The sequence below is a fragment of the Streptomyces nidicola genome (genome assembly GCF_050106155.1).
Taxonomy (GTDB): Bacteria; Actinomycetota; Actinomycetes; order Streptomycetales; family Streptomycetaceae; genus Streptomyces.
In genome coordinates, this window is the sequence record NZ_JBNBPI010000001.1 from 827300 (window position 1) to 840683 (window position 13384).

The 13384-nt window shown below is 71.6% G+C and carries 13 protein-coding genes; 4 read left to right on the top strand and 9 right to left on the bottom strand.

Features of this window, described 5'->3' with window-relative positions; genetic code table 11:
* Positions 1–21: 21 nt before the first annotated feature.
* Positions 22–1239 (bottom strand): glucose-1-phosphate adenylyltransferase, encoded by a 1218-nt coding sequence (gene glgC, locus ACOKM3_RS03910; protein WP_266717297.1) that lies wholly within the window; start codon positions 1237–1239, stop codon positions 22–24.
* A gap of 17 nt (positions 1240–1256) precedes the next feature.
* Complete coding sequence (gene glgA / locus ACOKM3_RS03915) at positions 1257–2414, bottom strand: glycogen synthase (RefSeq protein WP_426906695.1); 1158 nt, start codon at positions 2412–2414, stop codon at positions 1257–1259.
* Positions 2415–2730: 316 nt separating this feature from the next.
* Between glgA and ACOKM3_RS03920 the strand changes: the two genes are divergently transcribed.
* Positions 2731–3735, top strand: coding sequence for a DMT family transporter (locus ACOKM3_RS03920; protein WP_426896902.1), 1005 nt, complete (start codon positions 2731–2733; stop codon positions 3733–3735).
* Between the two features lie 51 nt (positions 3736–3786).
* On the opposite strand, the gene ACOKM3_RS03925 is transcribed toward ACOKM3_RS03920, so the two are convergent.
* Positions 3787–4887: a transglycosylase family protein gene (locus ACOKM3_RS03925; RefSeq protein ID WP_426896904.1), complete on the bottom strand. Its 1101-nt coding sequence runs from the start codon at positions 4885–4887 to the stop codon at positions 3787–3789.
* 87 nt (positions 4888–4974) lie between these two features.
* Positions 4975–5946, bottom strand: a complete 972-nt coding sequence (locus tag ACOKM3_RS03930) for an acetylxylan esterase (protein WP_426896905.1) — start codon at positions 5944–5946, stop codon at positions 4975–4977.
* Positions 5947–6092: 146 nt separating this feature from the next.
* Here ACOKM3_RS03930 and gndA point away from each other — a divergent pair, with 146 nt between their 5' ends.
* Entirely contained in the window at positions 6093–7532 is a 1440-nt protein-coding gene (gene gndA / locus ACOKM3_RS03935; RefSeq protein ID WP_426896907.1) for an NADP-dependent phosphogluconate dehydrogenase, read from the top strand.
* 659 nt (positions 7533–8191) lie between these two features.
* Here gndA and ACOKM3_RS03940 read toward each other — a convergent pair.
* A complete protein-coding gene (locus tag ACOKM3_RS03940; protein ID WP_426896909.1) occupies positions 8192–9154 on the bottom strand; it encodes an alpha/beta hydrolase in 963 nt (320 codons plus the stop codon).
* 178 nt (positions 9155–9332) lie between these two features.
* On the opposite strand from ACOKM3_RS03940, the gene ACOKM3_RS03945 reads away from it, so the two are divergent.
* Positions 9333–9986: a TetR/AcrR family transcriptional regulator gene (locus ACOKM3_RS03945; protein WP_426896910.1), complete on the top strand. Its 654-nt coding sequence runs from the start codon at positions 9333–9335 to the stop codon at positions 9984–9986.
* Positions 9987–10027: 41 nt separating this feature from the next.
* On the opposite strand, the gene ACOKM3_RS03950 is transcribed toward ACOKM3_RS03945, so the two are convergent.
* The 4 genes from ACOKM3_RS03950 to ACOKM3_RS03965 all read right to left on the bottom strand — a co-directional run bounded on the left by ACOKM3_RS03950 (position 10028) and on the right by ACOKM3_RS03965 (position 12352).
* Positions 10028–10471, bottom strand: coding sequence for a nitroreductase family deazaflavin-dependent oxidoreductase (locus ACOKM3_RS03950; protein ID WP_426896912.1), 444 nt, complete (start codon positions 10469–10471; stop codon positions 10028–10030).
* 75 nt (positions 10472–10546) lie between these two features.
* Positions 10547–11197, bottom strand: coding sequence for an aspartate/glutamate racemase family protein (locus ACOKM3_RS03955; protein ID WP_426896913.1), 651 nt, complete (start codon positions 11195–11197; stop codon positions 10547–10549).
* Positions 11198–11241: 44 nt separating this feature from the next.
* Positions 11242–11586: a GNAT family N-acetyltransferase gene (locus ACOKM3_RS03960; protein ID WP_426896915.1), complete on the bottom strand. Its 345-nt coding sequence runs from the start codon at positions 11584–11586 to the stop codon at positions 11242–11244.
* Between the two features lie 130 nt (positions 11587–11716).
* Entirely contained in the window at positions 11717–12352 is a 636-nt protein-coding gene (locus tag ACOKM3_RS03965) for an NAD(P)H-dependent oxidoreductase (RefSeq protein ID WP_426896917.1), read from the bottom strand.
* A gap of 81 nt (positions 12353–12433) precedes the next feature.
* On the opposite strand from ACOKM3_RS03965, the gene ACOKM3_RS03970 reads away from it, so the two are divergent.
* A complete protein-coding gene (locus tag ACOKM3_RS03970) occupies positions 12434–13375 on the top strand; it encodes a cupin domain-containing protein (RefSeq protein ID WP_426896919.1) in 942 nt (313 codons plus the stop codon).
* Positions 13376–13384 lie beyond the last annotated feature (9 nt).

Consider the following 13384-nt stretch of genomic DNA (forward strand, 5'->3'; position numbering starts at 1 on the left):
GGCGCGCCCTCCCGTTTCCGCTCAGTGCACCGACTGCCCCTTGCCGAGGGCGATCACGCCCGACTTCGACACCGTGTAGAGCTCCGCGTCGCGGCCCGGGTTGACGCCGATGGTGGCGCCGACCGGGACCTCCACGTTCTTGTCGAGGACGGCGCCGCGCACCACCGCTCCCCTGCCGACCCGTACGTTGTCGTGCAGGACCGAGCCCTGGACGACCGCGCCGTCCTCGACGACGACGCCCGGTGAGAGGACGGAGCGGGTGACCTGGCCGCGGATGACGCAGCCGGGGCTGACGATGGACTCGGCCGCGATGCCGCCCGCGCAGAACTTGGCCGGCGGGAGCTGGCCGGGGTGGGTGTAGATCGGCCAGCGGCGGTTGTCGAGGTTGAAGACCGGGGTGTCCGAGATGAGGTCCATGTGGGCCTCGTAGTAGGCGTCGAGGGTGCCGACGTCGCGCCAGTAACCGTGGTCCCGGTCCGTCTCCCCCGGCACGTGGTTGCCGTCGAAGTCGTAGAGCTGGGCGACGCCGCGCTCGGTGAGCATCGGCACGATCGAACCGCCCATGTCGTGCGCCGAGTTGGCGTCCTCGGCGTCGGTCGTCAGCGCGTCGACGAGGACCTTCGAGGTGAACAGGTAGTTGCCCATCGACGCGAACACCTGGTTTGGCGTGCCGGGCAGCGGCGGCGGGTCGGTCGGCTTCTCCAGGAAGGCGTCGATGCGCGTGCCGTCACGGGCCGGCGTGATGATCCCGAACTGGGACGCCTCCCCGCGCGGCACCCGGATGCCCGCCACCGTGACGCCCGCGCCCGACTCGATGTGCTGGGCGAGCATCTGCCGCGGATCCATCCGGTACACGTGGTCCGCGCCGAACACCGCGATGTAGTCGGGCTGTTCGTCGTGGACCAGGTTGAGGGACTGCAGGATCGCGTCGGCGCTGCCCGAGTACCAGCGCGGCCCGAGCCGCTGCTGGGCCGGGACCGGCGTGACGTAGTTGCCGAGCAGGCTCGACATCCGCCAGGTGGTCGTGACGTGCCGGTCCAGCGAGTGCGACTTGTACTGCGTCAGGACGCAGATGCGCAGGATGTCGCCGTTGACGAGATTGGACAGGGCGAAGTCGACCAGGCGGTACGTGCCGCCGAACGTCACCGCGGGCTTCGCCCTGTCCGCAGTGAGCGGCATCAGCCGCTTGCCCTCCCCACCTGCCAGTACGATCCCGAGCACCGAAGGTCCGCCGCGCATCCCAACCCCCCTGTGATTCACGTACCGTTGAGAATCTCCTGGTACACGTCGACCGTGCGCCGGGCGATCGCGTCCCAGCCGAACTCCGCCGCCGCCCGCTCCCGGCCCGCCTCGCCCATCGCCCGCGACGCACCGGGATCGGCGACCACCCGGTTCAGGGCGTCCGCGAGCCCCGCCTCGAACGCCTCGGGCTCCGCGGCCGCGTACGGGACGAGCAGCCCCGTCTCGCCGTGCGCGACGACCTCGGGGATGCCGCCGACCTGCGAGGCGACCACCGGGGTGCCGCAGGCCATCGCCTCCAGGTTGACGATGCCGAGCGGCTCGTACACGGAGGGGCACACGAACACAGAGGCGTGCGTCAGCAGTTGGATGACCTCGGTGCGCGGCAGCATGGCGGGGATCCAGCGCACCCCGTCGCGCGTGGCCTTCAACTCGTCGACCAGCTCCCGGAACTCGCGCCCGATCTCCGGGGTGTCCGGCGCGCCCGCGCACAGCACGACCTGGACGTCCTTCGTCAGCCCCTTTGCCGCGCGCAGCAGATGGGGCACGCCCTTCTGCCGGGTGATGCGGCCGACGAAGAGGATGTAGGGGCGCTGCGGATCGATGTCGTAGCGGCGCAGCACGTCCGTTCCGGCATCCGCGTGGTACAGCGAGACGTCGATGCCGTTGTGCACGACACGGACCTTCTTCGGCTCCAGCGCCGGATAGCAGGCGAGGATGTCCTTGCGCATCGCGTGCGACACGGCGATCACGCCGTCCGCCGCCTCGATCGCGGTCCGCTCCGCCCACGCCGACAGCGCGTAACCACCGCCCAGCTGCTCCGCCTTCCAGGGGCGCAGCGGCTCCAGGGAGTGCGCCGTCATCACGTGCGGTATCCCGAGGTGCAGCGCCGCCAGGTGCCCCGCCAGGTTCGTGTACCAGGTGTGGGAGTGCGCGAGGTCGCGGCCTTCGAGCGCCGCGGCGATGGCCAGGTCCACGGAGAGCGTGCGCAGCGCGTCGTTCGCCCCGTCGAGCGCGGGCCAGGCCCGGTGCCGGCGCACGCCGTCGGCGGCTCCCTCGCCCCACGTGTGCACCTCCAGGTCGACGAGGGGGCGCAGCTCGCGCGCCAGGAACTCCACGTGCACTCCGGCGCCGCCGTAGACATCCGGCGGGTACTCCCTTGTCAGCAGTCCCACACGCACGCGCGGCCCCCGTAGTCGTCGGTCGGCGACACTCGCTCCGGATCCCTACCCGCTCTGGATCGCTGTTTCGAAAGCGCACCTCATGGTCACCCATGGAGGGCCCGTGCGGAAGGGCGCGGACGGCAACGGGGCCCGAGTCTCCCCGTGGTCCCTGGGGCACCCGCCCTGGGGATGAATCAGGATGCGGCCTACTCCAACGGGAGTAGGACCCAATGCGTGCTCAGGTCGGACGACAGGGAGAGGGGAAAAGCGCGATCGTAGAGAGTATGAGAAGCGACCGTGCGCCACGCCGCACCTCCAGGGGCGCCTCATGAGCGACCTGGTGCTTTCCGTGCTGCTCTCGCTCGTCTCCGCCGTCGCGTACGCGGGCGGGGCGATCGTGCAGGAGCGCGTGGCCGTGACGTCGCCCAAGGCGGCGTACGCCCCCCTGCGCCGGCCCGCATGGTGGGGCGCCGGATGCCTGAACGGCCTGGGTGCGCTGCTGCACGTCGCGGCGCTCGCCTTCGGCCCCCTCAGCGTCGTGCAGCCGCTGGGCGCCCTCACGATCGTGCTCGCGCTGCCGATGTCGGCGCTCCTGGTGGGGCGCAGGGCCGGGGCGACGGCCTGGCGTGGCGCGATCATGGCGACGGTCGGCCTCGCGGGGCTGCTCTCGCTGACCGGGTCCACGACCGAGCAGTCGCTGGACGGTACGCAGCGCCTGTTCGTCGGCCTGATCACGGTGGGCGGCGTGCTGACCCTTATGTCGTCGGCCCGTGTGGCGCACCGGCACCCCGTGGTGCGCGCGGTGCTGCTCGCGGTGGCGGCCGGCGGCGCGTTCGGCATGGCGTCGGTGTTCACGAAGTCCGTGACCGAGGACTGGACCGGGCAGCCACTGGAGCAGCTCGCCACGCTCCTCGCCATCGCGGGCCTGGCCGCGACCGGGATGCTGCTGTCGCAGGCCTCCTACCGGGGCGCGGGGCTCGCCGCGCCGCTGGCGACCGCGACGGTCGTGAACCCCGTGGTGGCGGCGACCATCGGCCTCACCATGTTCGGCGAATCGTTCCGGTACGGCACGATCGGCACGGTGCTCGCGCTCGCCTGCGGTGTCGTGGCGGCGGGCGGCCTGATCCTGCTGACGACGGAGCGCATCGGGCGTGGTCGCCGGGCGGGCTCCTCGGTCGTCGCGACCGTCCCGCACGGAGCGTCACCGGTGATCCCGCCGGTGGTGCCGGACAGCCCGGCCGGGCTCGACTCCGTGCCGCTGCCGCCGCGCGCGCCGGGGCCCCGTCAGGAGCCGCCGTGCGGGGGCTGGACGGCCGAGGACATCCGGTCGTGACGCCGGCGCGGGGACTGCTCGGACATTCTGCCCTTGGGGCTTCTCGGGTGCTCAGATCCTGACGCCGCGGGCCCGCAGATACGCCAGCGGGTCCACGTCACTGCCGAAGCCGGGCCCCGTCCGTACCTCGAAGTGCAGATGCGGGCCCGTGCTGTTGCCCGTGGAGCCGGAGCGGGCGATGCGCTGGCCCGCCACCACGCGCTGGCCGCTCTTGACCGTCAGCGCCGACAGGTGTCCGTACTGGCTGTACTTGCCGTCGGCGTGCCGGATCACCACTTCGTAGCCGTACGAGCCGCCCCAGCCGGCCGAGACGACGTGACCGGCGCCGACGGCCTTCACGGACGTCCCCGTGGGCACCGCGAAGTCGACGCCCGTGTGGTAGCCCTTCGACCAGGAGGAACCGGCGGCGCGGTAGGGGGTGCCGAGGGAGGCGGCGACGGGGGCGACGGCGTTGTGCGTGGTGGCCTTCGCCGTGTCGGACTTCTTGGCGACGGGTTTCTCGGACCTCTTGGCGACGGGCTTCGGCGCCTTCTTCGCGGGCTGCGCCTGCCTCTTGCCCGTCCCCGGCATGCCGAGGCGCTGCCCCGGGGTGATCAGGTCCGGGTCGGAGCCGATCGTGGCGCGATTCGCCGCGTACAGCGCCCGCCAGCCGCCCTTCACGGACCGCTCGGCGGCGATTCCGGAGAGGCTGTCCCCGCTGACGACGCGGTACATCTGGGCGCGTCCCGCCCGTGACTGCGGCGTGGCCTGCGGGCGCACGTCCGGCGTCGCGGTCGTGCGGGTGAGGTTCGCGCGCTGCGAGCACACCGGCCAGGCGCCGGGCCCCTGTCCCTTGAGCACCTTCTCCGCCACGGCGATCTGCTGGCCCCTGGTGGCGAGGTCGGCGCGCGGCGCGTAGGCGGTGCCGCCGTACGCGGCCCAGGTGGAGCGGGTGAACTGGAGTCCGCCGAAGAACCCGTTGCCGGTGTTGATGCTCCAGTTCCCGGAGGACTCGCACGCGGCGACCTTGTTCCACGTGTGCGCGTCCGCGGCCTGCGCGCCGCCCGCGCCGACGATCGGGATGGCCATGCCCACGCCGCCCACGGTCACGGTGAGCGACGCCCGGTTGACCCGGCTCGGCTGATACCGGCGGTGCCGGCCGCGTAACGCCATGAAAGCCCCCTCAGCCACACGTAGGAGCGGCAAATTAGCCGCTCCTACGTAAGTGGACAAGAGTGCCCCGAGCCACCTTGGCGGGATTCAGTCCCTCAAGTGCCCAGGAATCCAACGAAGTTGCGCTGCCTGCTGGAAGGGGCCACCGCCCTCGTGGTCGTTGAACGCGTACACCTCGATCGACTTCTCGGCGCCCGCCCAGTGGTTGTACGCGCCGAACACCGTGGACGGCGGGCAGGTCAGGTCCTCCAGGGCGGCGGAGAACAGGGTCGGCGCCGTGGCGCGCGCCGCAAAGTTGATGCCGTCGAAGTAGGAGAGCGTGCGGAAGGCGCGCTCGTCCTCGCCGATGTGGGCCTTGAGATAGAGGGCGATCTCGCGGTACGGGTGACGTTCGGTGAGCGTGGCCGCGCGCCGGAAGTCGCACAGGAACGGCACATCGGGCGCGGCCGCCCGCAGGTCGGGCACGAGGCCCGCCACGGCGATGGTGATGCCGCCGCCCTGGCTGCCGCCGGTGACGGCGACCCGCGAGGCGTCCACGAGCGGGTGCGAGCGGGCGGCGTCGACGGCGCGCACGGCGTCCGTATAGACGCGGCGGTAGTAGTACTCGTGCGGGTCCTGGATGCCGCGCGTCATGAAGCCCGGCTGGGACGGCGTGGAGCCGACCGGGTCCGGGGTGTCGCCGACGCTGCCGCCGCTGCCCTGCCCGCGGGTGTCCATCACGAAGTGCGCGAACCCGGCGGCCGCCCACTGCAGGTGGGTGTGCGGAAGGCCGCGCCCGCCCCCGTAGCCGATGTACTGGACAACGGCCGGAAGCAGCTCGTGCGTGCCTGCCGGAAGGACCAGCCAGCCCTTCACGGGATGCCCGCCGAAGCCCGCGTACGTAACGTCGAACACGTCCACTGCCGTGTACGGGACATCGACGGGCTCGAAGCGTGCGTCCAGGTCGTGCTCCCTGGCCTCGACGAGGGTCTTCTCCCAGAAGGCGTCGAAGTCGTCGGGGGCGGTCAACTCCGGCTGGTACGTACGCAACGCATCGAGTGACAGGTCGAAATGAGGCACGCACGGCTCCAAATTCGTAGAGAGTCCACGGTGTAGAGAATTCACGGTGGGGTCGGATCGCCAACCTAACCCGACCACCACCAGAATTGAACAAGATCCTTCATCTTCCGCATGCACAAGCAACAGAAGCGACAGGAGCGGCAGGCATGAGCGACACAGCCCAGATCGGTGTCACAGGGCTCGCTGTGATGGGGCGCAATCTCGCCCGGAACTTCGCCCGCAACGGCTACACGGTCGCCCTTCACAACCGCACGGCGTCCCGCACGCACGCGCTGGTCGAGGAGTTCGGCGAGGAGGGCATCTTCGTACCGACGGAGACGGCCGAGGAGTTCGTGGCCGCTCTGGAGCGGCCGCGGCGCCTGGTCATCATGGTGAAGGCGGGCGAGCCGACGGACGCGGTGATCAAGGAGTTCGCGCCGCTCATGGAGTCGGGCGACATGATCATCGATGGTGGCAACGCGCACTTCGCGGACACCCGGCGCCGCGAGAAGGAGCTGCGCGAGCAGGGCATCCACTTCGTCGGAACCGGCGTCTCCGGCGGCGAGGAGGGCGCGCTGCACGGGCCGAGCATCATGCCCGGCGGCAGCGTCGAGTCGTACGCCTCGCTCGGCCCGATGCTGGAGAAGATCTCCGCGAAGGCGAAGGACGGCGCACCCTGTGTGACGCACGTCGGCCCCGACGGGGCGGGCCACTTCGTCAAGATGGTGCACAACGGCATCGAGTACGCCGACATGCAACTCATCGGCGAGGCCTACCAGTTGCTGCGCGACGTGGCCGGGTACTCCCCCGCGCAGATCGCCGACATCTTCCGCACGTGGAACACGGGCCGCCTCGACTCCTACCTGATCGAGATCACGGCCGAGGTCCTCTCGCACGTGGACGAGGCGACCGGCAAGCCCTTCGTGGACGTCGTCCAGGACCAGGCCGAGCAGAAGGGCACCGGGCGCTGGACGGTGCAGATCGCGCTCGACCTTGGCGTGCCGGTGTCCGGCATCGCGGAGGCGGTGTTCGCGCGCTCTCTGTCCGGGCACGCGGAACTGCGCACCGCGTCAAGGGAGTTGGCGGGCCCGACGGCGACGAAGCTGAGCGAGTCGGAGGCCGCCGCCTTCGCCGACAAGGTCGAACAGGCCCTGTACGCCTCGAAGATCGTGTCGTACACGCAGGGCTTCCACGAGATCTCAGCGGGCAGCGAGGAGTACGACTGGAACATCGACTCCGGTGCGGTGGCCCGGATCTGGCGCGGCGGCTGCATCATCCGCGCCGCGTTCCTCGACCGGATCACGGCGGCGTACGAGGCGGAGCCGAACCTGGTCTCGCTGCTGTCCGACAAGGGCTTCGCCGACGAGATCGCCGCGGCGCAGGACGACTGGCGTTCCGTCCTGGTCGCGGCGACCACGCAGGGTGTGCCCACGCCGGGCTTCGCCGCCGCGCTCGCCTACTACGACGCGCTGCGCGCCGAGCGCCTGCCGGCCGCGCTCACGCAGGGCCAGCGGGACTACTTCGGCGCGCACACGTACCGCAGGGTCGACCGGGAGGGCTCGTTCCACACGCTGTGGGGCGGTGACCGCTCCGAGGTCGACGCGTAGCGTCCGCTAGGCGGGTGACGGCTCGGGCTCCGGCGGGTGTGGATCGGGGTCCGGGTTCGGCCGCGGCGGCACCGGGTCCGGAGGCGAGGGCTGCGGCCCCGGTTCTGGCACCGGCGTCGGGAACGGGTCCGGCATCGGGCCGGGATCCGGCCGGTCCGGACCCGGCCCGGGTCCTGGCGTGGGGGTCGGCGGGACGGGATCGGGGAACGGTTGGGTCATCGTTGGTTCCTCCAACGGTTCGGAGGGGACCTTTCCACTGTCTCCCGGCTCGCGTGCCCACGCCCGCCGAGTCCACGCCTACGACCCGTCGAGTGGCCGACGCCCTGGAAGAGACCGCGGACGTAGCGATCGGCGTCGTCCGGAGCGATGCCGTGGTCGGCTGCCCATGCGGCGAGCGTCGCTAGATACGCGTAGTGGGTGGTCAACGTGCCGGTCAGCGCGGACAGGACGTTGAAGGCGGCCTCGTCCGCGACGGGCGACGCAGTTCGTCGTTTCCGACGCCCGCCATCACGTTGACCACGACCCTGTCGCCGTCGATCCGTAGTCCGGCCACGGCGTCGTGCCGGTCCCGGCGGCGCGCCGCGAGGAGCACCAACTCGCAGGCCCTCGACGACGGCCCGGCCGATCTCGCCCACCCCGATGATGCCGACGCACCTCATTCAGTCCGCCAGGGCCGCACCGAGGAACTCGCGGATCTCCGTGCGGGCGGCCTCGGCCTGCGGTTCCATGCCCGGCAGGGAGAGGAACGCATGCTTCGCTCCCGGGTATTCGGTGAGCCTCACGGGTGTACCGGCCTCCCGCAGTCGTTCGGCGTAGCGACGGCCGTGGTCGGCCACCGCGTCCTGCGTCGGCACCACCACCAGTGCCGGCGCGAGTCCGCCCAGGTCGTCCGCGTACAGCGGCGAGTACGCGCGGGCGTCGATCCCCGGCGGGACGGACAGCCGCCGCAGGAACCGCAGTTGCGGCAGAGCGCGGGTCGGGCTGTACGCGTACTCGGCCATCGAGGGATGGTCCTCCATCGCGTCGGTCACGTCGACCGCGGGGTTGACCAGGACCTGCGCCCTGAGCCGGAGGCCGGCCTCGCGGGCCCGGATCGCGCTCAGGGCACTGATCAGCCCGCCGAAGCTCTCGCCGAAGACGGCCGTGCGTGCCGGGTCGACGCCCCACTGCTCGGCGTTCCGCACCACGTGCCGCAGCACGTCCCAGCTGTCGTCGGCGGCATGCGGGAGCGGGCTGCCGTGGGCGACGAGGCGGTGCTCGACCGAGACGACGACCGCGGGGAGCCGCGCGGCGAGGTGGCTGTTGGCCCAGTCGCACTGCACCGCCGTGCCCACGAAGCCTCCTCCGTGCACATGGATCACGAGCGGCAGACCGACCCGGCCGCCGGCCTCCGCGTCCCGGGCCGCCGCCGGCCGGTACACCCGGACAGGCAGGTCGCGGCCCGGCAGCGCCACGTTCCGCCAGTCGACGACCGCGCCGGGGTCCGGCTCACCGAGGACCGCCCGAGCCGCGCGGGACGCCCTGAAGCGGTTCTCCGCCTCGCGGTAGGCGATCAGCTCCTCGGGGGTGATCGCCGAGAAGTCCGGCTCCGGCGGCCGCTCCACAGCAGTGGTCTCACTCATGCCCCGTCTCCCCTTCGTCGCTTCGCTGCTCCCGGCCGGGAGGCCCGGTCGGGCATGCGTCCTCAGTATGCACGCGGTGCGTGCATATCCAAGTGCATGAGTGAGAACTACGCTCAGTGCAGTGCCGGGTGCATGGTCATGTGCATGAGCTAGGCTCGGCCGGGACGAGAGGGGAAAAATGGCAGCCCGAAGGCGCTGGTCGACCGAGGAGATCCTGGACACGGCGGCGGAGCTGCTGCGCACGAGCGACGCCGAGTCGTTCAGTGTGCGCAAGCTCGCCGGCGCTCTCGGGACGGACTCCTCCAGCCTGTACCGGCACTTCCGCAACAAGACGGAGCTGCTGCGCGCGGTCGCCGACCGCATCCTCGCGGCCGCGATGGAGGGCTACCGCCCCGAAGGTGACTGGAAGCAGCGCATCACCGCGACGGCCCTGCGCCTGCGGGAGTCCTTCGGGGAGCACCCTCAACTCGCCGCCGTCTGGGGGCGCTACGCGTCCGGGGGTGCCGGCTCCCGGCTGGTCATGGAAGAGGTGCTACAGGCCCTGCGGACCTCGGGCCTGCCCGATGAGGAGATCCCGGCCCGCTACCACCGGATCGTGATCCTCGTCGCCTCGCTGATCGCCTCCGAGGCGGGCATCGGCAGCCTCACCCCCGCCGAGTACGAGCAGGGCATGGAGCAGTTCCGGGTCGCGGTGCTGGGTGCCGACCCCGAGCGCTTCCCCGCCCTGGCCCACTTCGCCCGCGAGATCCGCCCCCTCGGGGCCGACCGCGGGGCGGCGTTCGACGAGATCCTCGCCGCCCACCTCGCCCGGATCGAGGCCGCGATTCCCTGACGCGGGCGGGGTGGTGCGGTGAGTGGGACCGGGGCCGATTCTCAGCCGTCGGTGCGGCGCAGCCGTACGACGGGAATGTCGCGGCTCGTCTTCTTCTGGTAGTCCGCGTACTGCGGGAACAGCTCCACCAGCGAGTCCCACACGCGCGCCTTCTCCTGCGCCGACAGGGTCTCGGCGCGCGCCGTGAACCGCTCGGTCTCGACGCGCAGCCGCACCTCGGGGTTGGCCTGAAGGTTCAGGTACCACTCCGGGTGCCGGTCCGCACCGCCGTAGGACGCCACGATCAGGTAGTCGTCGCCGTCCCTGCCGTAGATCAGGACGGTGCGGCGCCACTGGCCGCTCTTGCGGCCCTCGTAGTCGAGGAGCAGGCACGGGACGCCTCGCATGGTGGTGCCCTTGGTGCCGCCGGACTCCTCGTAGGTGCGGGCCTGCTCGGCGACCCAGCCGGTGGGGCTGATGACGACGTCGGTGTCGGGGTCGGTCATGCGGACTGCCTCCTGGTTCGGGGAGCCTGCCGGACGGGCCGGCGGGCTCCCGGGTTCCGGGTAACTCCCTTCAACCTAAGCGCTCTTGGCGCTCGCGCATTCCGACGCGGCGGCGTCGAGTCCGGGGCGCGGGCTGGAGAGCACCGGCAGGGTGGTGTGGGCGCGCTCGGCGGCGTCGGTCAGGGAGGCCTGGGCGAGGACGATCACGTCGGCCTCGGCGATGCCGTCGATGGCGGTGGCGACGAGCGAGAGATACCCGTCCCGGTCCCCGGCGAGGAACAGCTCCCAGGCGCCCTCGACGAACACGGTGCGCACGTCCACCGCGCGCCCGGCACGCCGGGCCTCCTCCTCGACCAGGTCCAGGGTCGGCCCGAAGGTGCTGCGCACAGTGGCGACCACGGCGATCCGCTCGCCCTCGGCGACGGCCCGCGCGGCCATCGGCCGGTCCACGCGCAGCACGGGCACGCCGACGTCCGCGGCGAGGCCCTCCGCGACGGCGCCGAGCGTGGAACACGTGCACAGCACGGCGTCCGCCCCGTCGGCGCCGGCCGCCACGAGCAGCTCCCGGACCTCGTCGGTGACGGCCTCGGGCCCCTCGGCGCCGGCCCGCACGAGCAGTTCCTCGCGTACGACGTGACGCAGTTCCAGGCCCGGGTGGTCGGCGTCGCGCAGGGCGTCGAAGACCGGCACGTGGACGGGCGAGGTGTGTACGAGCGTCAGGTTCATGGCCGGCACCCTACGCGCGGATGATCACTGGGCGCAGGGCCGTCTCACCACTTGTCGGGGTCGGCCTCGAGGGCGGCCTTCGCGGCGAGCAGCAGGTCGGCGGAGGCCTCCGGTGCCTCGCCGGGGTGCCGCTCGGCCCACCGGACGACGAACGGGCACAGCGGCGCCACGGCCATCGGCTCGGCGGCGGCGATGGCGTACAGCTCGCGGGTGAGCGAGCCCGCGATCCCCTTGCCCTCGTGCGCCGGCTCCACGACGGTGTGCACCGGGACGAGGGCCCGCTCGGGTTCGTCCAGGACGAAGTACTGGATGCGGCCGACGACTTCGCCTCCGGAGCGGGCCTGCAACAGCCCGTGCTCGCGGTCGTCGCGGATCTCGATGTCGCTCATGGGCTCTCCTGCGTCGTGGGCGGACCGGGTCTCAGCCCGCGGGTACCGCGTGCGGGCCGCGCGTCACGTCCCACTCCTCAACTTCGGCTCCCTGCCCACGTTTTTGCAGGTCAAGGGCTGTTCCCACACTCTACAACGCGGCCGAGAGGTCACGTGGTGAGTCTGCCCGCACGGCCTCGCTGACGGCGCGCACGGCGCGTGTGACGTTCGCCGCCGTGGCCGTGGACGAAGCCTGCTCCGATTCGTGGATGAACTCCGTGGCACCACGGCGGCTTCCGACGAAGTCGACGATGCCGTGCTCGATCTGCGTCCGCAGCACCTGTTCGTATCCGTGCCGCTCGAATGTGCCCGAGTCGGCGCCGGCTATGGGGAGCAGATGGGTCGTGAGTCGTTGGAGCCTGGGGCTCGGGCCCGATTCGGCCGAGTCGTCGAAGGCCCACCCGTTGACGAACACGCGGTCGATCCACCCCTTCAGCAGCGCCGGCATGGACCACCAGTACACGGGAAACACCAGGACGAGATCGGTGGCGCGGTCGAGACGGCGGTGTTCGCGGGCGACGTCGGGAGGGTAGTCGCCGCCTTCGTGATAGGCCCGGCGGTCCGCCGCGGTGAACCTGGGGTCGAACCGCTCGCGGTGCAGGTCGGCCACCTCGACCGCGTGGGGGCGCAGGGCCGAGACGAGTTGTTCCGCCACGTGGTGGGTCAGGGCGTCGGCATCCGGGTGGGCCGTGACCAGCAGGGTCCTGCGGTGCGTCTTCTGTGTCATGGCACCCAGTGAACGGGCACCGGCCACACGTTCACATGGGCAAGAAGCCGTGATGCCTTTGCGTTCGTCTATCTTGCAGGGGTGGATGTTGCCAGTGACCTCTTCCGCGGGGTGCGGGCTCGCGGCTCGCTGTTCGGCAGCTCGACGCTGTCCCCGCCCTGGACCCTGCACTTCGTGGACGGTGCGCCGCTGACCCTGTGCACCGTTCTCAGCGGGGCGGGCTGGATCGTGCCGGAGGGGCATCCGCCCGAGCGCCTGGGCACGCACGACACGATCGTGGTGCGTGGTCCCGCGACTTTCACCTTTGTCGACGAGCCCAGCAGCACGGCAGAGCCGATCCTCTGCGGGCAGCACTGCGCGACGCCCGAGCAAGGCGGCACACGGCACCGTCTGGGCTGGCACGATCCCGGCGAAGGAGGCAGCGCCGACGCTGGTGCGACGACCTTGGTGGTCGGCGCCTATCCGGTGCGCGGCGAGATCAGCCGACCGTTGATGGACGCACTGCCCGTCGTGCTGCGTGTGGACGCTCCGGACACCGGTGACCCGGTGCTCGACCATCTCGCCTCCGAGGTCGCCCGTGACGAACCGGGCCAGCAGGTGGTGCTCGACCGGCTCCTCGACTGGATGCTGGTGTGCACGCTGCGCACCTGGCTGGACCGGCCCGGCGGTCGGCCCCCGGCATGGTGGACCGCGCAGAAGGACCCGGTGGTCGGCCAGGCGCTGCGCCTCTTGCACACCGACCCGGCGGCGCCCTGGACGGTGGGCGAGCTGGCCCGGCGTACAGGAGTGTCCCGCTCGACACTGGCGAAGCGCTTCCCGGATCTGCTCGGCGAGCCGCCGCTGACCTATCTGACCCGCTGGCGCATGACGCTGGCGGCGGACCTCCTGGTCGAGCAGGAGTCCTCGACTGTCGCCCAGGTCGCCCATGCCGTCGGCTACACCGATCCGTTCGCCTTCAGCGTGGCGTTCAAGAGGCTCCGGGGCACCAGTCCGAGCGAGTTCCGCCGCGCGGCCGCCGCCTGAGCGACGGTG

Bases quoted from the DNA above. Each gene is read 5' to 3' on its own strand.
- glgC (WP_266717297.1), bottom strand. From the start codon at position 1,239: ATGCGCGGCGGACCTTCGGTGCTCGGGATCGTACTGGCAGGTGGGGAG.
- ACOKM3_RS03945 (WP_426896910.1), top strand. From the start codon at position 9,333: ATGGCAGCCCGAAGGCGCTGGTCGACCGAGGAGATCCTGGACACGGCG.
- ACOKM3_RS03925 (WP_426896904.1), bottom strand. From the start codon at position 4,887: ATGGCGTTACGCGGCCGGCACCGCCGGTATCAGCCGAGCCGGGTCAAC.
- ACOKM3_RS03920 (WP_426896902.1), top strand. From the start codon at position 2,731: ATGAGCGACCTGGTGCTTTCCGTGCTGCTCTCGCTCGTCTCCGCCGTC.
- gndA (WP_426896907.1), top strand. From the start codon at position 6,093: ATGAGCGACACAGCCCAGATCGGTGTCACAGGGCTCGCTGTGATGGGG.
- ACOKM3_RS03955 (WP_426896913.1), bottom strand. From the start codon at position 11,197: ATGAACCTGACGCTCGTACACACCTCGCCCGTCCACGTGCCGGTCTTC.
- ACOKM3_RS03940 (WP_426896909.1), bottom strand. From the start codon at position 9,154: ATGAGTGAGACCACTGCTGTGGAGCGGCCGCCGGAGCCGGACTTCTCG.
- ACOKM3_RS03960 (WP_426896915.1), bottom strand. From the start codon at position 11,586: ATGAGCGACATCGAGATCCGCGACGACCGCGAGCACGGGCTGTTGCAG.
- ACOKM3_RS03950 (WP_426896912.1), bottom strand. From the start codon at position 10,471: ATGACCGACCCCGACACCGACGTCGTCATCAGCCCCACCGGCTGGGTC.
- ACOKM3_RS03965 (WP_426896917.1), bottom strand. From the start codon at position 12,352: ATGACACAGAAGACGCACCGCAGGACCCTGCTGGTCACGGCCCACCCG.